This window comes from Sphingobacterium humi, assembly GCF_009768885.1.
GTDB lineage: Bacteria > Bacteroidota > Bacteroidia > Sphingobacteriales > Sphingobacteriaceae > Sphingobacterium > Sphingobacterium humi.
The window spans coordinates 82358-100217 of sequence record NZ_WSQA01000013.1 but is presented as its reverse complement, the minus strand read 5'-3'; the positions used below and the strand labels follow the sequence as shown (position 1 = coordinate 100217).

Here is a 17860-nt window from a genome sequence, read left to right as displayed (position 1 = left end):
TAAGTAAGTGTACTCTTACACAGTTTTTTGGCTGTGGAAGAGCTAACGATTATCCTACGTTTATGAAAATTTCTGGAGATTCCTATGCTGCTGAATCGAGAAATATAACGCAAGGGGAGCTTAATTGCAGTTTTCCAAAAAGCGTTAAACTTCTTTACTTTATTGCATTATTCTTAGGAATAACCTTACTTATATTCTCCTCCTGCGTCCAGAACCCCAGCAAGGAAGACAACGATTCCATGTCCTACCTCCAGGTTCCGGAAGGCTTTGTTATTGAAGAAGCTGTTTCCCCGGATCTCATTTCCTTCCCTATGTTTGCCAGCTTTGACGATCAAGGGCGTCTATTTGTATTCGAGTCGACGGGAGTAAACACCATGGGGACGGAGAAAATGCTTGCGGAGCCGAGCTACCACATACGTTTGTTGGAAGATTCGGATGGCGATGGAAAGTTTGATAAAAGCACGATTTATGTAGATAGCATTCCCTTGCCTATGGGAGGAACATTCTATCAGGGAAGCTTGTATGCGGCGGCACCTCCGAATTTGATGCGCTATACGGATACCGATAATGATGGAATAGCAGATAAGAAGGATGTCATCTTAAATGGCTGGGTACTCAATGCGAATGCGGCGACCTTGCATGGCCCGTTTATGGGGCCAGACGGATGGCTGTATCTATGCGATGCACGCCGAGGATTTGATATAACAACAAAAGAAGGGGCCCAGCTGAAAGGTAAAGGCGCGCGCATATGGCGCTGTCGCCCTGACGGAACGGGCCTAGAATCTGTTGCTGGGGGAGGTTTTGACAATACCATCGAGATGGTTTTTATGCCGGGCGGCGAAACCATAGGCACGATGACCTATTTTACCGACCCCCAGAATGGACAGCGGGATGCGCTGATGCATTGGGTGGAAGGCGGCGTATATCCGAAATACAATAGCGTAATCGACGAAGATCAGCTGAAACTGACCGGCGATCTCATGCCTGTGATGACCAAGTTGCCAAGGATTGCCCATTCCGGACTCTTACGTTATCGGGGAGAGGGGCTCGGCAATGAATACAATGGCGATTTATTCAGTGCCGTATTTAATACCGGCAAAATCACCCGCCACCGCGTTACAGCAGTGGGTGCAACTTTTAAAACCGAAGAAGAGGATTTTATGACCTCAAAAAACCCGGATACCCATCCTACGGATGTACTGCAAGACGCGGATGGAAGTCTGTTGGTTATCATCACTGGTGGATGGTTTATCGAAGGCTGTCCTTTATCGCGGGTTGCTAAGCCTGATGTAGCAGGAGGGATATACAGGATCCGCAGGAAAGATGCAAGTCCAGTAAAAGATCCTTGGGGCAAAGCACTGGAGCTCAGTAAAAGAAGTCCTGAGGAGTTAGCAGGTCTTATCAATGATTCACGTGTAATGGTTAAAGATGCTGCGGTCGAAAAATTAGTCGCAGCAGGATCGAATTCCGTACCAGCATTAGTAAAGATGCTTCAGGATAAAAACGAGGATAGCCGCCTTGCTGCGCTGTTTGCTTTGGCGCGTATTGGTAGCATAGAAGCTATTGCAGCCGTGCGAGGGTCGCTAAAGGATAACAGTGCTACTGTTCGTACCGCGGCTAGTCGCAGTCTTGGACTTGCTGCAGATCGCGAATCTGTCGATATGCTGATGCAGCTGGTACAGCAAGATTCAGCATCGGTACGTCGGCAAGCGGCAACAGCATTAGGACAAATCGGAGATCCTCGCTGTATTCCGGCCTTATTGAGTGCGGCATCCAATCCGAACGACCGTTTTGTAGAACATGCTATCATCCATAGTTTAATTACCCTTAAAAAACCGGAATTGTTAATTCCTGCCTTAAACCATACCTCGGAAGGCAGTCGGAAAGCTGCTGTTATTGCGCTCGATCAAATGGATAATTCCCCACTTCGCCAAGAGCAGGTGCTCGCCTTTCTGCAAAGCAAACAGCCGGCACTTCGCAATACAGGCATTTGGATTGCCTCCCACCGACCTGCATGGGCAGATATGGTGATCAGCTTCCTGCAAAGCGGCTTGAACATGGAAGAACTCAATAAGGATGAACTTTCTGCAGTTCAGAAGTTACTTATTACTTTCAGTGAAAACCCCAAGCTTCAAGGCTATATGGCCAAAGAACTTGGAAATAACCAAGCCTCTAATTCTTGGAAACAACTACTATTAACGGTTATTTCCGAGAGCCCCGTTAAGGATTTTCCAAATGCATGGACGTTACAATTAGGCAATCTGCTGCGCTCCGGGAATGATGTCTTGCAACGGTCTGTACTCGCCCTGATTGAATCCCGACGGTTAGCGGCCTTGAATAATGACTTAGCAAAGATTATTGAAGATAACTCCGCCGATCCTGATTTCCGGATTGGCGCATTAGGAGCTCGCGGAATGACAGTTCCAGAACTATCAGCAAAGGAATTCAACATTTTGACGGGTTTCCTCAAGCCGCCTACCGAATCACCTATCCGACAATCGGCAGCCCGACTGCTAGCACGTGCTAAGCTTAACGAAGGGCAGCAAAAGGAACTGGCCGAACAGTATGTCGGGACAGCCGATCTTTTCCTACTACCAAGCTTAATGACTGCTTTTGAAGGCAGTAAAAGCGAAGCAGTAGGCTTGGCATTGATCAAGGCACTCAGCCAGACCAAAGATCGCTTGGATAATCTTTCGGAGCAAGACATGGAAAAGTTGCTGGCCAACTTTCCGGAAAAGGTGCAGAAAGAAGGGAAACCTTTAATGGATGCCTTAAGAGCGCGCCATGCCGAGCGCTTGTCTAAGTTGGAGCAGCTGGAAGCAAGCCTGAGTCGTGGTGATCTTGAACGTGGGAAAAAGGTCTTTTTCGGGAAAGCAGCTTGTTTTACCTGCCATGCTGTGGGGCAGGAGGGGGCACACTTCGGTCCAGACTTAAGCAATATCGGAGAAATCAGATCAAGTCATGATATCCTGGAGGCCATTGTCTACCCAAGTGTAAGTTTCGCTAGAGAGTACGATACATATCAGGTGAAGACAAAAACAAAAACCTACCTCGGCGTTATCAAGGAGCAGTTTCCCGATTTAATAATCCTGGCGGTTGGTCCTGGAGCAGAGGTGCGTATTCCGCGAGCAGAGATTGTCTCTTCCGAGCAGCATGCGGTGTCTATGATGCCTCCGGGCTTGGAAAAAAGCTTGAGCCAAGAAGAGTTATCAGACCTAATGGCCTACCTCAAGTCCTTGCCAGACTCCTATAAAACCATGAATAAACAGTAAACAAATTTGGTAATATAATACATGTGGGCGGGGTTCGATTTATTTCGAATTCCGCCTTTTTTATAGTCTTATTATATTTGATTTATATAATTCAAGCACCTAATTGCTTTGCTAATTCTTGAATGTTCACGTCATTTGGGTAAGCAAAGATAAAATACACGTTATCAGCAAATGAAAGCTCTATTTAAATCCATATTTGTAAAGTAATACGCAGCGTCTATGTCCTATCATGCCATTGAGAATTTAGTTGAAGATCTTATCGGAATACTGGAGAAATCGAATCTTCCGGAAGCAAAGCAGCGGCATTTTGTTTATAACCTGTATCAATTCCAAATGAGATTTGATACCAGCTATACCGAGCTGCGGAAGTTTAAATACCTTCAGCAAATCCATTATTTAAAAAAGCTTCCTATTGAACAGCATCCCGATTATAAGGCAAACCGCACTTATTTTGAAGGATTAGAAGAGCAGGACTGGATTGATATTCCTGATGCAGAAACAGAATCCTCCTTAGCCTATACCGAGAACGGTTATTTCTTCCCGAGCTATGGGAGTTTGCTGTGGGAAAGACTGAAAAAGGAGGGTGCCTGGCCGGAAGCCACAGAAGCACCGGAGCAAGTAATCATCCCTAATCTGCTTGCAGATATGTTAGACCTTGCCGAGGCGCAGGGTGAGAAAGCTTTGATGCATAATATTTACCTGGCCTTTCTAAACGGCGTTTTAGCCTATGATTTCGATGCAGAAGCAGGCATTCCAAAACAGTTCAACGACTGGATTAGCGATGCAGATCTAAACCGTATTCGAGACCATTTCATCAAACATGAGCTGCTAAAAATAAAAAAGAAGGATACTGAGTTTGAGGTGCCTAGTCGCCTTAATGAAATCAGCGAGGGTACAGCATTAGACCGTGTGGCGCAGGTTGATTTCTTGATGTCGCCCAAAAAGACGGTAGAGCAAATCGCTGCCGCTTACCAAAAAGAGCAACAGCAATTGGCGGAATTGCCGAAGAAAATTGAGCTCATCCGCAGTAAGTTGCCTAGCGCCTTAGAAGCACAACAATGGCAATTCCTAGCGGATAATAAGCCGGAGGATGGGCATACCATCGTTTGGTTGTTCTATCGGGATGTTAATGTGGAAGCCGTAGCCATGCGACTCTTTCTGGAATTGACATTTTATGTCGACTTAAGTAGCATCGCCGTCAAACAATATGTGCAACATCCCTTGCTGTTGGAATGGCAACAGCAGGAAAAATCCCTAAATATAGAAGATGTACCCTTGAGTATCAATGTTTTTGAATTCGTCGATGCCGATAGCATCGAGAAGAAGCTTAATTTTTTAGGGCTTTGGGTGCTACCACTGAAAGCGAAGGAGGCAACTATAGCTAAATCTATCGATCAATTGCTAGGTTACATTAGTGAAGTAAGCGATCAATATCCGAAGAAGATCCATCAAGAGTTTCCCGACGCATTCTTTGCAAAACCTTATAAAGCTTATGTGGCCATTTTTGATGCCGACGGCCCCATTGAGGATTTCTTATTGTTCAATAATTTATACAGCATCAGCCTCCTGTTTATTTACCATTATGTACAACAGAATAGGTTAGATGCCGCAATGAAAGTACATAAGCAGCTCGAAAGCCGATTGACAGATCGCTTTCGCGTAAATATAGCATGGTATAAAAAGGATTATATGCCTTACATCAAAGCGATACAGCAAGGGAAGAAACCCGCCCTGCCGACTCTGTTCTACAAGAATTAAAAATAAATTTTTTGTATTAAACTATCTATTTCTTTTATAATGCAATTGAACAAGTCCAGTGTCAAACGTTTTCGCCGAAAGGAATGACAAGTGTTGTTCCGGCCGCCCTTCTTTAAATAATCGTATACCCTCACCTAATAAAACAGGAATAACGGAGATTATCAGTTCATCGATTAAATCTTTTTTTAATAGTTCATGGATGATTTCAGCACCGCCGTCACAATAGATGTCTTTGCCGTTTTTACTCCTTAGGGTAGCAATGAGACTTGCAATATCACCCGAATAAAAGCGAATCCTTCCTTTTGATGCCCTTTCTTTATGACTGATGACATAAATGTCCCATTCACCATTGTCATAATGTTGAGTTCCAATTTCACGAGCCACATAATCGAAGGTTTTTCGACCAATAATGATGCTGTCAATTCCTGCAGTAAACTGCGCATAACCATAATCTTCACCTTCTTTTTCCACTAGGGATAAAAAGCTGAGGTTATCTCCAGGCTTGGCAATAAAACCATCTAAACTGCACGCAATGTATATATAAACTTTTCGCATAGGTAAATTTACAAAGGAAATTTAGCCCTAAGATATAAATCCTATTGCTGCCCCTCATTATAAAACACATAAAGCCCGTCTTTGCCGGCCACAATAACATCTTTTCGGCCGGTATTGAGTAGGTCTGCAACGGAAAAGTAAATCCCGGCACCTTTCCCTTCGCCAATCGGGCCATAGCTAATGATGTTCTTCGTGAAGGAGGCACCGTTCCATTTAAAATAATAAAGCCCATAGGGGTCATTCGCACCGGGGTCCCCACCATTATGCGCCCGAAAGCGTTTCCCGGTAATCAATTCTTCTTCGCCATCGTCATCGATATCCAGCCATTCCATCGTATGATATTGCGAGTTAAATGGATCTATCGGATGTTTTTTCCAGGTTCTTTTCCCTTTCGCATCTTTTTGCTGCTCATACCAATCCAAACCGTAGCCATGTCCTTGTCCCACGATAAGATCGTTTAAGCCGTCCTGATTAATGTCCTGAACCAGGATTGGAATACTGGCATCGTGAAAGCTGAAATCCTGATGCAATACCCATTTTCCATCGGGTTTTGCCGGGGCTTCCAGCCAGCCATTGTCCAACACGATATCTATGCGCTTATCGCCGTTTATATCCCCAAAACCCAAGCCGTGGCCATGGTTGGGCGCTACATCCACTCTGGTAAATGTGCCATTGCCCTTGCCTTGGGCATCGAGGTTTAGTTTGTAATATTTTAAAGCTTTGCGAGGGGTATTGGGTATAATCTCCAGTTGTCCGTCGCCATCGAGGTCAAAGGCGCGGATGGTCTCAATATTGCCCGTGCTATCGATGGCATGCTGTTTCCAGTTTCCCTTTTCTCCGGGGTTCTCCACCCAATATAGGGTGCCGGCGAACCATCCACCCATCAGGTAGTCCATGTTGCCATCGCCGTTCACATCCATTGGGATGGTGGCAAAGTCGTCCCAATATTCCTGCTTGCGGGGAATCTCCATAATAAAATGGCGACGGACAAAACCCGGACCCTGATACCAAAAGGCACCCGATACCAAGTCTAGCTGTCCATCGCCATTGACGTCAAAGACGCCGACTGACTCATATGTTTCTGAAGAAATCTTCTTCTTACTGAATTGAACAGGCCCCTTGGGCTTCGCCTGTTGAGGCTGCTGTCCGAGGGCGGCTAGGGAAATCCCTAAACTGAGGATAAACAAGAGGATGCGCATATTCCAAGATACAAAAGCGGCTTGGCTTAACTATCATGAGGTGTCATGCTATCCCATTGTCTATCAAATTCTTATTTCTTCTTCAGTAAGATGGTAAAGTGCCGCAGGATATCCGATTCCCAAACAATCTCTAGTCCGGAGCGAATCTCCTCCCGGCGGTCAAAAATATTCTTTAATGCAGCAGCCACATAGTCCAAATGCTTGTAGGAATAGGTTCTGCGCGGAATCGCCAGGCGTAATAATTCCAGTTTCGGAAAACGATCCTGACGGGTTTCCGGATCCCGGTCGGCTAATAGGGTACCCACTTCCACACCCCGAACACCAGCTTCCTTATACAGCTCAATGGCTAAGGTTTGTGCCGGGTATTCTGCTCTTGGCACGTTCGGTAAGAAGTTCAAGGCATCCACAAATACCGCATGGCCACCAATTGGTTGTTGCACCGGAATGCCATATTCCAATAATTTTTTGCCCAGGTATTCTACCTGATCTATACGGGCTTTCAGATAAGGCAGCTCGGTAGATTCCATTAAGCCTTGGGCCAAGGCCGCCAAATCACGCCCTGCTAATCCGCCGTAGGTAATAAATCCTTCGTAGATAATACCCATGTTTCCACATTTACGATAGAGCTGTTCATCGCGTAGCCCCAATAGGCCGCCAATATTCACCAAACCATCTTTCTTGGCCGACATGGTAAAGCCATCGCTATAGGAAAACATCTCTTTCACGATTTCCTTGATGCTATAATCCCGATAGGCCTCTTCACGCTCTTTAATAAAATAGGCGTTTTCGGCAAAGCGCGCCGCATCGATAAATACCGGAATATCATATTTATCCGATAAAGCTTTTACGGCCTTAATATTTTCCATGGATACGGGTTGTCCGCCCGAGGAGTTACAGGTCACCGTAATCATACAGAAGGGAATCTGTTCTTTTGGATGGCTTTTATAAATGTCCTCTAGCTTGGCTAGGTCGATATTTCCTTTGAAAGGATGCAGGTCATTGATGTCGAAAGCCTCCTCAATCGTACAATCGACGGCATGGGCTTTTCGGAACTCAATATGTCCTTTGGTGGTATCGAAATGGGTGTTTCCAGGTACAATATTATCCTCTTTTACCAAAATACTGAACAGCACATTCTCGGCAGCACGGCCTTGATGGGTGGGCAGGAAATAAGGAAAACCTAAGGTATGGCGTACGACTTCGCGTAGTTTAAGGTAAGACTGGGAACCGGCATAGCTTTCATCGCCCATCATCATTTCTGCCCATTGCTTATCCGACATGGCGCCTGTTCCACTATCCGTCAACAGGTCAATAAAAACACGATCACTGGCCAGGTTAAACAGGTTATAACCTTCTTCTTCTATCCATTGTTCTCTTTGCTCGCGGGTAGATCTAAAAATTTCTTCTACCATTTTTACTTTGTAGGGCTCTGCCCAGGGTAAGTTACTCATAATTAATTTCGGTTATTTCTGCTTTAAAATTAAGAAATACTAATTAAATCTTGCAGGAAGTTTAGCGCAAGGGAAGCCCATGTTAGCAATAGCGTATAAGTTATTATTAGGCAATTGGTATAGTAATTGAAGGCTTGTAATTCTAACTATAACAATAAACTTAATAACATCACTATGAAAAGAGTAAGTATCATGTCCATGGGTTTGGCTGCCCTTTTATTTGCTGCATGTTCCAATGGGGCAAAGCAAGAGCAGAAAGAAGCTGCAGAAGAAACAGAAACAAGCACGGCAACAACAGCCCCTACAGAAAGCCAAGTGGTTATTCAAGAAGAGAAAAAGGAAGTACCAGCAAAGCTCAGCAATGTTATTGCCAGTAAACAGATTGACAAAGGCGTGTTAAATGTAACCAAGGTCGCTGTGGTGGGTAGTATTCTGAATGTGGAATTGGTTTTAGAAAATCCCGAAAAAAGACTCCTTGATTTGAATGTGCCTGCGGAAGACATCTATTTTATCGACGATGCCACCGCCAAGAAAAACAGCTTGCTGAAAGATGATTCCGGCCGCTTCATGATCACACCAGTCAACTCTGAAGGCAAAAGATTACGCTTTATGGGCAGCGATGAGATGCTGATCATTACCTTTAGATTTGCCGTACCGCCTGCCGATAGTAAAACCATCAGCCTGACGGTAGGGAAATATGGAAATTTTGATGCTTTACCGATAACCCGATAATCATGCGTTACATATATGCCATATCCATGCTCAGCTTTGCGCTGGGCATGGCTAGTTGTCAATCGCCGGATGCTAAACAAGCCGAAACGAAAGCAACTGCATCGACCGAGCCCCAAGAAAGCCCAAGTGCCGGTACAGCCTTGGAAACACAAAGCGATACGCTCTATACCCAACAGAGCGAGGTGTCTACCGGGAATAGCAATTTAACGGCGGGCGGAAGTAGCCTTACTGCCGGGCAAAGTGGCCTAAACACCGAGATTAGTCTGGCTGCCGATCAATTATTTGATTTTGATAAGGCACTGCTGAAACCCGAGGCCGAACCTGCTTTGGAAGCCTTGGCTGCCCAATTGCAAAAACTGGGGCAAGAGCCCGTAGAAATTACCGGCTATACCGATTCCAAAGGCGATGATGCCTATAACGAAAAACTGTCTTTAAGACGTGCTAATGCCGTAAAAGACTGGTTGCTAGCGAAGGGCTTGCCGAATAATTTTCGAACACAAGGCTTGGGCGAAAAAGACCCTGTTGCCGAGAATACCTTGGCCAATGGTGCCGATAATCCAGATGGTAGAGCCAAAAATAGAAGGGTAGAAATCAAATACTTAGGCTCGCAAAGCATCAGTAAGTAAGGCGGAATTTTTCGATAAAATTTGTATTTTCTGATTTATACTTTTAGCTTAGTGGCTATTAGCCTGACACTTTATGCCGAAACAGATGTAAGAACACCGCCCAATAGCCTTGCATACGCTTACCTACCGTGTACGTAAACGGATAACGCAAGGAACAACGGAATCTAAACCTCAAACCATAAAGCTTCAGCCCGATAATAACCAATGGCATGTGCCAAATGGAATTACCCTTTGGGGGATAGACCTGAATTTAGACACATAGCTAGGAACAGCAACATGGATCGAAGAGAATTTATAGAGCGCTGCGCTTTGCTCTGCGTCACAACGCATGGCCTTCTGCAACAGCCCAGCCTGAACAGCAAAACAATGATGATGGATCAATTGACTATCCGGAAAGTAAGCTCCGATTTTGAACGTGAAAAACTGCGCTTCCCTTTTGGGTTTAAAGGCGCCTTTTTAACGGAACTATGGCAAACCGTGGTGCTACTGGAAGGCGCCAAGGGACAGTATGGGGTTGGCTTGGCCACCCAAAGCGTGCTTTATGGCGATGCGGATGTCTTTGCCTCTACATCGGAGGCCAATGGCAATGCCTGGATGTTTGCCTTAAGCAACCGCGCTTTAACTTGGTTAAAAGATAAATCCTTCGAAAACCCCGTGGCGGCTTTAGATGCCCTGCTGCCTTGGCTATACCAAGAAGGAAAAACCCTAACGGGACAAGCTAAGCTCAATATCAATTTTGTATTCAACGCCCTGGTGAGTGTTGACAATGCCATGTGGATGCTCTATGCGAAGCAAAAGAACCTCAGCACCTTTCATGAACTCATTCCCGCGCCCTATAAATCGGCCTTTAGCCATCAGAACGATAAGGTAGCCGTCATGTTCCAGATTTCCTACAACATGCCGCTCAGCGATATTGAGCAAGCCGTGGAAGCCGGTTATTTTGTGTTCAAGCTAAAAACAGGTAGCCCCGGCGATCAAGCGAGCATGTTGAAACAGGATCAGGTTCGCCTAAAGGAAATCCATGAAACCATTAATGCGACCTTAAAAAGGATAAACAGCAACAAAAGGATGTATTATACTATGGATGCGAACGGTCGCTATGAAAAGAAAGCAACCCTAAAGGCCTATTTAGACTATGCCAAGCAAATTGGCGCTTTCGACCGGATTTTGTTCTATGAAGAGCCCTTTGTGGAAGCTAATACGGAACATGTAGGCGACTTAGGCCTTATTGTCGGTGCCGACGAAAGTGTACACAATGAACAAGATGCCCTGAAGAAAATAAAACTAGGCTATAAGGCATTTATCTTAAAAGGAATTGCCAAAACCTTAAGTCAAACCATAAAAATTGCCAAAGTGGCCCATGATCATCAGATCCCTTGCTTATGCTCGGACCTGACCGTCAATCCGGTGCTCATTGAGTGGAATAAGATTATTGCCGCCAGCTTGCCGCCTTTCCCAGGCTTGGGCATGGGGCTGATGGAAACCAATGGCGATATGAATTATGTGGCTTGGGAAGCAATGAAGCAGAAGCACCCATTCCCGGAGGCCTCCTGGACACAGGCGCGCGATGGGGTGTTTCATCTCGATGCCAGCTTCTTTGAAAAGATGGGTGGCATGATGACCGTATCTACCCATTACAAAGCTTTTTTAGGACTGAAAGACTAACCCGCTAAACCTAAATTATGAATAAAAATTATGCACTGCTGCTCTTGGGGCTACTCCTGGTTCTTAGCCAAGGGTATAGAAACCAAGGAAAAGACGAGCAAGCAGCAAAAAAGGAAATCAAAATCTCCGTATTGCCGGGTCTACAATTTGATATCCCCCGTTTCCATGTGCAACCGGGGCAGCAGGTTACCCTCCATTTTCAAAACAACGATGATATGGACCACAACCTGCTCCTGTTAAAACCCGGAACACGGGTAGAAGTGGTCGATTTAGCAACCAATATGGGGGCTAAAGGCATGGCGAAAGATTATATTCCGGAAAGCAAAGCCATCTTATGGCATACCAAGATTTTGCATGCCGGGCAAACAGGAACCCTGAACTTTAAGGCGCCCCTAGAAGAGGGGGTATATCCGTATGTATGTACCTTACCCGGGCACGGCTATATCATGTATGGGGCCATGTATGTCAATAAATCGGGGAAAATGCCAAGCCTAGCGCAGGATAAGAACATCCCGCCAAGCAATGCGGCCAATGCCCATGCGCATCATGCCCATCAAGATCATCCTTTCGAGCAAAAACCTCCCTATTATTACCGCACCTATATGGAAGGGGCGAGCCCTGCCGCTTTTGCCGTTCGCCTCAGCGATCAGCTTGCCTTCTGTTGGGATGCCACCCATTGCAAGCTGCGTTACATCTGGTCCGGTGATTTTCTAGATTTTACCGCCATTTGGAAAGGCCATAAAGATGCCAAGGCGAAAGTATTGGGCGACATCTTCTACCGCGAAGGTGCGCTGCCCACACTGCAAATTGGAAGCACTGCACATGCGGAGAAACCTAAATTCAAAGGCTATAAATTATTGAAAGATGGTCATTTGGAATTCCGCTACAGCCTGGCCGGGCAAGACGTGTTTGAAACCATCAGCTTGGCGCCGGAAGGAAAGGAGATTATCCGCGCCTTCCGCATCCCAAACTTAAAACAAGCACTAACTTTCCAGCCTACGCAGCTGGAAGGAGCAGGGTCTTTTACTTACCAAGGAAAGCCCCTGCCCGGCGGAAAGTTAAGCCTGGATGCCCAAGCCGGAAAACAGTTTACTTTAGTCTATAGCCTTAACCCATAATGAAAAGACAGTTTATATACCTCCTGCTGATTTTACTCGGCTTTTCTGCTTGTCAGGATGCAGGCAGCGACCAAAAAGAGGTTTTTCACATCGATACCATCAAAACGCCCGATGGCCTAACGGCGGAAGTGGCGGCGTTAGATTTCTTGCCCGACGGTCGTTTAGTGGCCGCTTTTATGCGTGGCGAAATCATGATATACAACCCCAAAACGGCGGCATGGAGCCTCTTTGCTACTGGCCTGCACGAACCCTTGGGGCTCAAAGTCATCAACGAAAAAGAAATGCTCGTGATGCAACTGCCGGAGTTGACCCGCATTCGGGATACCGACGGCGATGGACAAGCCGATGATTTTGAAACCGTATACGATGGCTTCGGCATGACCGGGAATTACCACGAGTTTACCTACGGTCCGGTGAGTGATGCCGAAGGCAATTTATTTATTGCCCTAAACTCCAGTTCTTCTGGTGGCGGGGTGTCCCCGGAACTGCGTGGCGATACCTTAGGCATTGGACGCGCAAAAGAAGGGAAGCCCATGTTTTCCATCGTGCCTTACCGAGGTTGGGTCATGAAAATTAGCAAGGATGGTCAGGTGACCCCATTTGCGTCTGGCTTTCGCTCGCCGAATGGTTTAGGCATCGATGCCAAAGGCCGGCTCTTTGTTTCGGAGAACCAAGGCGATTGGGTAGGCTCGAGCCCATTATTCCACGTGCAACAAGGGAAATTTTATGGACATCCTGCCGGATTAGTGTGGACGCCCGGATGGAACCAGGGGAATCCTTTTGATTTGGGTGCCGAAAAGCTGGATAGCATGCGCGAGAAGCCTGCCATTATCTTCCCGCATGATCTATTGGCCAATTCACCAACCCAGCCTGTCCTCATCAAAGATCATCCGCAATTGAAGGCCTATGAGGGGCAGTTTATTATTGGCGAAATGAATAAGGAACGCTTGGTGCGGGTGGCTTTAGAAGATATCAAGGGCAACATGCAAGGGATGGCCACTATTTTTATCGAGAAACAAGGCTTACGTAAAGGAAATAACCGCTTGGCATTTGCGCCGAACGGCGATTTATGGGTAGGGCAGTCGGATCATGGTTGGCTAGGCGACAGAGGCGTGCAACGCATCTCCTTTACCGGTAAAGTGCCTTTTGATGTGCAAGATATGAACCTGAAGCAAGATGGCTTCGACCTGAACTTCACGAACGCCATCGCCGATTTTGGCGAGGTACCACTAGATAGCATCGTTCAGATCCGCAGATACCGCTATCTCTACCACCAAAAATACGGATCACCTCAGGTGGATGTAGAAGCGATTAAGATTAAAAAGGCCGATGTAAAAAACAGCAATAAAAAGCTAAGCCTACAGCTAGAAAAAATGGACGCCGGCTTTGTTTATGAGTTTCAGTTAAACCAGGTATTTAATAAAAAACGAACGGATAGTTTGGAAAATAGGCTGTATATGTATACGCTGAAGGAAAAGTTGTTTTAGAACGTGGTGTCATCGTGCTGTCATCGTGAGCGGAGTCGAACGACTGGTACGTCAGTGCAATCAAACATACCTAACACATTTAGTAAAGCAATTGGTAATCAGGTAGATTGCATTGTGGTTTTACTGACGTACCAGTCGTTCGACTCCGCTCACGATGACAATACGATAACAGCACGATGACAAAACTATGACAAACTGATGACATCACTCACCTACGCTCCCACCACCTTCCGCTCTTTCCCATTTCACTTCCCTTTCACTTCCCTTTCTCACCCCTTTCAAACCCCTTTGCACTAAGCTATACAATGGGTAATCATAAGCGTTAAAAAAGTCCTGCAAAGCTCCTAACCCCCAGCATCTCCTACCAAATCTCAAACCATTTCTACCCAAGTTCTGTTATTAAAAAATATTACAATTAATATCTATATTTTAAAAAATATTCTTAAATTGCTGATTGAAACCTAAATTATTATAAAACTTACAGAAACCTTAACATGAATCTCAAGCGTTATTTTTCCCTTCTTTTGTTGTTATTAATGCCATTTGCGGCCTTATTTGCCCAGCAGGGCAGTATTCGGGTGGTTTTGTTGGGCGAGGAGCAGAATGACCTGTATCAATTGCTGAAAAAGCAGGATGCGGTTAAGCTGCAACGCGTATCTACCGCAAAGGATGCCTTACGCAAATTAAAAAAGGGCGATATCTTACTGTGTATGGCAGATGGCTATCCGAAGGCTAAATTGGCATTGGATGCGTCGTTTTATGAAGCATTGAAAAAGAAAAATGTCAAGGCTTATGTGGAGTTTCCTTCGTTTATTCCCGGGCATAGTGTACAGGACTCTTTATTTCACGGGGAACTGGAGCGGGCGGTGGTTTCCTCGGATGCCTTTGGTGCCGCATTAGCCAAACTAACCATCTTGGGGATTAATGATACGTACCTTTTACAAACACAGGCTGCACAACCCCTCTTGATTTTAGGAAAGGTTGCAGGATTGAATACCGCAGCATATGGCATTGATGATGTGAAGCAATACCCTTTATTGTTTAAGCAGGATGGAAATTATGTGGCTACCACGAAGCTCAGTGGCTTTGCTACCGGTCGTTATGGCCCTAATGATGCTTGGAAAGCCGTGTGGAATCATATTCTACAGGATCTTTCCGGCAAGCCCGATTTTGCTTTAAAGGGTTGGTTAAGCTATGTAAATCCAGCTTATGGCAAGCATGAAACCTTACCTGCAAATGCTAAAAAAGAAGCCGTGCGCCTAGGTGTAGATTGGTTTGATAAGGCCAAATTATATGTAGACCCTAGTTGGCAAGCGGAATATGAAAAATTTCAAGGCAATGGGGAAACCCCTTTTGGTCCGCAATTGCCGAATAGCTACAAAGTGGGCGATGGTTCATTAGGTTTATTAGAGGGGCATGCCTCCAAGATTTACTTTGATGGTTCGCAACAGTTCCGCTATTGGTTACGTGCCGATGTGCAGGGAGAGGCCAGCTTCGCCTTAGCGGCTGCCGGAAAATACCTGGGCACCAAAGCTTATGACCAGAAGGCTAAAAATGTGGTGGATTTTGTGTTCGATCATTCCAACCTGCGCGCGGAAGAGCGTAACGATCCGAACTCTCCATCCTATGGCTTAATCGGTTGGTCGGTAACCCATCCTTATGTGTATTATGGGGATGATAATGCCCGCGCATTATTGGGCATGATTGGTGCGGCTTCCTTAATGGACACCCATAAATGGGACGAAAAGATTGTTGAAGCCATTCTGGCCAACTTCCGTACCACGGGCAAATTTGGCTTCCGCGAAGGGCATATCCGCGATAAGGCTATTCAGGAGAAAGGCTGGCCATATTTCTTTAATCGGGAAATTGAGCATTATGCGCCACACTTCGAGTCGTGGAACTGGGCCACCTTCTTATGGCTATACGATAAAACAGGCTACAAGCCTTTATTGGAAAGAACAAAAACCGGCATACGGATGATGATGGCAGCCTACCCCGATAAATGGGAATGGACAAATGGCCTGCAGCAAGAACGCGCCAGAATGCTATTGGTATTGGCTTGGTTGTTACGCGTGGAAGATACCGCCGAACATCGGGCTTGGTTAGATCAAATGGTGGAAAGCATCTTAGCTAATCAAGATAGCAGCGGCGCCATTATGGAATGGTTAGGAGCAGAGGATAAAGGGAAATATGGGAAAACAAGTTCGAATGCGGCCTATGGCAATACGGAAGCAACCTTGATTTTTACGAATGGGGATCCGATTGCGGATATGTTATATACGACGAATTTTGCGTATTTTGGATTAAATGAAGCCTACCATGCCAGTAAAAATCCGAAGTATAAGGCCGCACTGGATAAGATGTCAGACTTCTTGATCCGCATTCAGGTGCGTAGCGATAAATACAAAGATCTGGATGGTGCCTGGTTCCGTGGTTTTGAATACGATAAATGGGAATATTGGGGCTCGAATGCAGATGCCGGCTGGGGCGTGTGGGGAACACTTTCCGGATGGACCCAAAGCTGGATTGTGGCCACCCAAGTGTTGACCGGCATGGACCAAAGCTTTTGGGACTTAAGTAAAGATACGCAGGTAGAAAAATATATGCCTGCAAAAGTAAAATTAATGATGCAAGAATAATGTGGTTTCGCTATTGTTGGATAGGCTTTGCCCTGCTTTGTTTTTCCTGTAAAACATCTTATACGGTGCTCAATAAGGGAATTTCGGGGCATAACTCCGCGAATTTATTGGCGCGGGTAGACCGGGATGTCAATGCCTTTCACCCCGACCTGGTTTTACTCATGGTCGGTACCAACGATATGATAAACTCGAAGAAATTTTTATCCAATGCGCAGTACCTCCGCAATGTCAAAGGCATTGTTGACAAGCTTCGCCAAGCGAACCCGAAGGTAAAAATCGTTATGGCCAGCATTCTTCCGGTGGAGGAGGAGTACCTTTTTCAACGGCATTAGCGGGCTTTGTTTAGCGTATCGCCAAATGATAAAATAAACGCATTAAACCAGGATATACAGCGTTTTGCGCAGCAGGAACAGCTGTATTTTATTCCTTTGCACGATGAATTTAGTAGACATGGGCTCGATTTTAAATCGGCCCAGTCTTTATTGGTCAATGCCCAGAATGGCCCTTCGAATGATGGGGTACACCCAACGGCAGCGGGGTATCAGCTAATTGGCGATTATTTTTACGCGCAGCTGAAGGCCATGAAATTGCTGAAGCGCAAGATGCTATTGCTTTGTTTCGGCGACAGCATCACCTACGGTGCTTTCATGGAAGGGAAGGGAACAGCGAGCGGAGATACCTATCCGGCGGTATTAAATAGGCGGCTGCAGGGCGCCACAAAATAAACCCCAAAATCAACTATCCCCGAATTACTTACTAACCTTTGAGGAATTAGCAATGCTAAAATTTTTTATTATTTCTTGGTAAATAGTTTTAATTTTATCCTATCTAATCTCAATTAAACCATGAGTAATATCAAAGAGCGGGTACTTCATATTGCTGAAGTAAAAGGCATTTCCAAAATTGAATTTTTTAAAGACTTGGGTTTATCTTATGCGAACTTTAAAGGCATACAGAAAAACTCGGCCTTAGGGTCGGATGCCGTTGCGAATATTCTGGCAGCACATTCAGACATTGATCCGGAATGGTTGCTAAATGGTGCTGGCGGGATGTTTAGAGCCGATCATCAGGAATCGGATGGCCATACGTTGACCATCCCTTCAAAGTTGGATGAAATCGATCCGACCAATGCGGTAATCGAGGCTCTGGAAAAAGTAATTGCTGCCCAGCAAACCACAATTAAGTCGCAAGAGATTACCATCCATGCCCTCACGGATCGGATAGATACCCTGGAAAAGAAGAAGAAAAAGAAAAAATAAATTCTTCTTACCCAGTTTATCCAGCATTCTGTTCACCCAACAACAGGATCGGGCTGGGTATTCTTTTTATCGGGCCGATAACTTTCTATTCATCGGCTT

The 17860-nt window shown here is 45.6% G+C and carries 15 protein-coding genes; 12 read left to right on the top strand and 3 right to left on the bottom strand.

What is annotated here, in order from left to right; translation table 11 throughout:
• Nucleotides 1–62: 62 nt before the first annotated feature.
• Nucleotides 63–3272 carry a PVC-type heme-binding CxxCH protein gene (locus GQF63_RS15770; protein ID WP_160370197.1) on the top strand — a complete coding sequence of 1070 codons (3210 nt, stop codon included), beginning with the start codon at nt 63–65 and terminating at the stop codon, nt 3270–3272.
• A gap of 219 nt (nt 3273–3491) precedes the next feature.
• On the top strand, nt 3492–5030 hold the full coding sequence (locus tag GQF63_RS15765) for a hypothetical protein (RefSeq protein ID WP_160370196.1): 1539 nt from the start codon (nt 3492–3494) through the stop codon (nt 5028–5030).
• A 21-nt stretch (nt 5031–5051) separates the two neighbouring features.
• On the opposite strand, the gene GQF63_RS15760 is transcribed toward GQF63_RS15765, so the two are convergent.
• From GQF63_RS15760 to tnaA, 3 genes are all read right to left on the bottom strand, one after another.
• Nucleotides 5052–5585 carry a dihydrofolate reductase family protein gene (locus GQF63_RS15760; RefSeq protein ID WP_160370195.1) on the bottom strand — a complete coding sequence of 178 codons (534 nt, stop codon included), beginning with the start codon at nt 5583–5585 and terminating at the stop codon, nt 5052–5054.
• 41 nt (nt 5586–5626) lie between these two features.
• On the bottom strand, nt 5627–6784 hold the full coding sequence (locus GQF63_RS15755) for an FG-GAP repeat domain-containing protein (RefSeq protein ID WP_160370194.1): 1158 nt from the start codon (nt 6782–6784) through the stop codon (nt 5627–5629).
• Between the two features lie 71 nt (nt 6785–6855).
• Nucleotides 6856–8235, bottom strand: coding sequence for a tryptophanase TnaA (gene tnaA / locus GQF63_RS15750; RefSeq protein WP_160370193.1), 1380 nt, complete (start codon nt 8233–8235; stop codon nt 6856–6858).
• 174 nt (nt 8236–8409) lie between these two features.
• Between tnaA and GQF63_RS15745 the strand changes: the two genes are divergently transcribed.
• The 10 genes from GQF63_RS15745 (at nt 8410) to GQF63_RS15705 (ending at nt 17761) form a co-directional block, all read left to right on the top strand.
• Complete coding sequence (locus GQF63_RS15745; RefSeq protein WP_160370192.1) at nt 8410–8967, top strand: hypothetical protein; 558 nt, start codon at nt 8410–8412, stop codon at nt 8965–8967.
• A 2-nt stretch (nt 8968–8969) separates the two neighbouring features.
• On the top strand, nt 8970–9593 hold the full coding sequence (locus GQF63_RS15740; RefSeq protein WP_160370191.1) for an OmpA family protein: 624 nt from the start codon (nt 8970–8972) through the stop codon (nt 9591–9593).
• A gap of 109 nt (nt 9594–9702) precedes the next feature.
• Entirely contained in the window at nt 9703–9855 is a 153-nt protein-coding gene (locus GQF63_RS19690) for a hypothetical protein (RefSeq protein WP_212592609.1), read from the top strand.
• A 14-nt stretch (nt 9856–9869) separates the two neighbouring features.
• Nucleotides 9870–11258 carry an enolase C-terminal domain-like protein gene (locus GQF63_RS15735; protein ID WP_246163578.1) on the top strand — a complete coding sequence of 463 codons (1389 nt, stop codon included), beginning with the start codon at nt 9870–9872 and terminating at the stop codon, nt 11256–11258.
• Nucleotides 11259–11275: 17 nt separating this feature from the next.
• The gene (locus GQF63_RS15730; RefSeq protein WP_160370190.1) at nt 11276–12376 is read left to right on the top strand and encodes a plastocyanin/azurin family copper-binding protein; all 1101 of its coding nucleotides are present in this window, start codon (nt 11276–11278) and stop codon (nt 12374–12376) included.
• Nucleotides 12376–13863: a PQQ-dependent sugar dehydrogenase gene (locus tag GQF63_RS15725; RefSeq protein ID WP_160370189.1), complete on the top strand. Its 1488-nt coding sequence runs from the start codon at nt 12376–12378 to the stop codon at nt 13861–13863. The genes GQF63_RS15730 and GQF63_RS15725 overlap by 1 nt, the downstream gene beginning before the upstream one ends.
• A 494-nt stretch (nt 13864–14357) precedes the next feature.
• Nucleotides 14358–16502 carry a hypothetical protein gene (locus GQF63_RS15720; RefSeq protein ID WP_212592608.1) on the top strand — a complete coding sequence of 715 codons (2145 nt, stop codon included), beginning with the start codon at nt 14358–14360 and terminating at the stop codon, nt 16500–16502.
• Nucleotides 16502–16834 (top strand): SGNH/GDSL hydrolase family protein, encoded by a 333-nt coding sequence (locus GQF63_RS15715; protein ID WP_160370188.1) that lies wholly within the window; start codon nt 16502–16504, stop codon nt 16832–16834. Before GQF63_RS15720 ends, GQF63_RS15715 begins: the two co-directional genes overlap by 1 nt.
• A gap of 6 nt (nt 16835–16840) precedes the next feature.
• Nucleotides 16841–17227, top strand: coding sequence for an SGNH/GDSL hydrolase family protein (locus GQF63_RS15710; protein WP_160370187.1), 387 nt, complete (start codon nt 16841–16843; stop codon nt 17225–17227).
• A 120-nt stretch (nt 17228–17347) separates the two neighbouring features.
• On the top strand, nt 17348–17761 hold the full coding sequence (locus GQF63_RS15705; RefSeq protein WP_160370186.1) for a hypothetical protein: 414 nt from the start codon (nt 17348–17350) through the stop codon (nt 17759–17761).
• The last annotated feature ends 99 nt before the right edge of the window (nt 17762–17860 follow it).

Excerpts from the sequence above, each read along its gene's own strand:
- GQF63_RS15770 (WP_160370197.1), top strand. The coding sequence starts at position 63 with ATGAAAATTTCTGGAGATTCCTATGCTGCTGAATCGAGAAATATAACG.
- GQF63_RS15730 (WP_160370190.1), top strand. The coding sequence starts at position 11,276 with ATGAATAAAAATTATGCACTGCTGCTCTTGGGGCTACTCCTGGTTCTT.
- GQF63_RS15740 (WP_160370191.1), top strand. The coding sequence starts at position 8,970 with ATGCGTTACATATATGCCATATCCATGCTCAGCTTTGCGCTGGGCATG.
- GQF63_RS15735 (WP_246163578.1), top strand. The coding sequence starts at position 9,870 with ATGGATCGAAGAGAATTTATAGAGCGCTGCGCTTTGCTCTGCGTCACA.
- GQF63_RS15715 (WP_160370188.1), top strand. The coding sequence starts at position 16,502 with ATGTGGTTTCGCTATTGTTGGATAGGCTTTGCCCTGCTTTGTTTTTCC.
- GQF63_RS15705 (WP_160370186.1), top strand. The coding sequence starts at position 17,348 with ATGAGTAATATCAAAGAGCGGGTACTTCATATTGCTGAAGTAAAAGGC.
- GQF63_RS15720 (WP_212592608.1), top strand. The coding sequence starts at position 14,358 with ATGAATCTCAAGCGTTATTTTTCCCTTCTTTTGTTGTTATTAATGCCA.
- GQF63_RS15755 (WP_160370194.1), bottom strand. The coding sequence starts at position 6,784 with ATGCGCATCCTCTTGTTTATCCTCAGTTTAGGGATTTCCCTAGCCGCC.
- GQF63_RS15760 (WP_160370195.1), bottom strand. The coding sequence starts at position 5,585 with ATGCGAAAAGTTTATATATACATTGCGTGCAGTTTAGATGGTTTTATT.
- tnaA (WP_160370193.1), bottom strand. The coding sequence starts at position 8,235 with ATGAGTAACTTACCCTGGGCAGAGCCCTACAAAGTAAAAATGGTAGAA.
- GQF63_RS15725 (WP_160370189.1), top strand. The coding sequence starts at position 12,376 with ATGAAAAGACAGTTTATATACCTCCTGCTGATTTTACTCGGCTTTTCT.
- GQF63_RS15745 (WP_160370192.1), top strand. The coding sequence starts at position 8,410 with ATGAAAAGAGTAAGTATCATGTCCATGGGTTTGGCTGCCCTTTTATTT.
- GQF63_RS15765 (WP_160370196.1), top strand. The coding sequence starts at position 3,492 with ATGTCCTATCATGCCATTGAGAATTTAGTTGAAGATCTTATCGGAATA.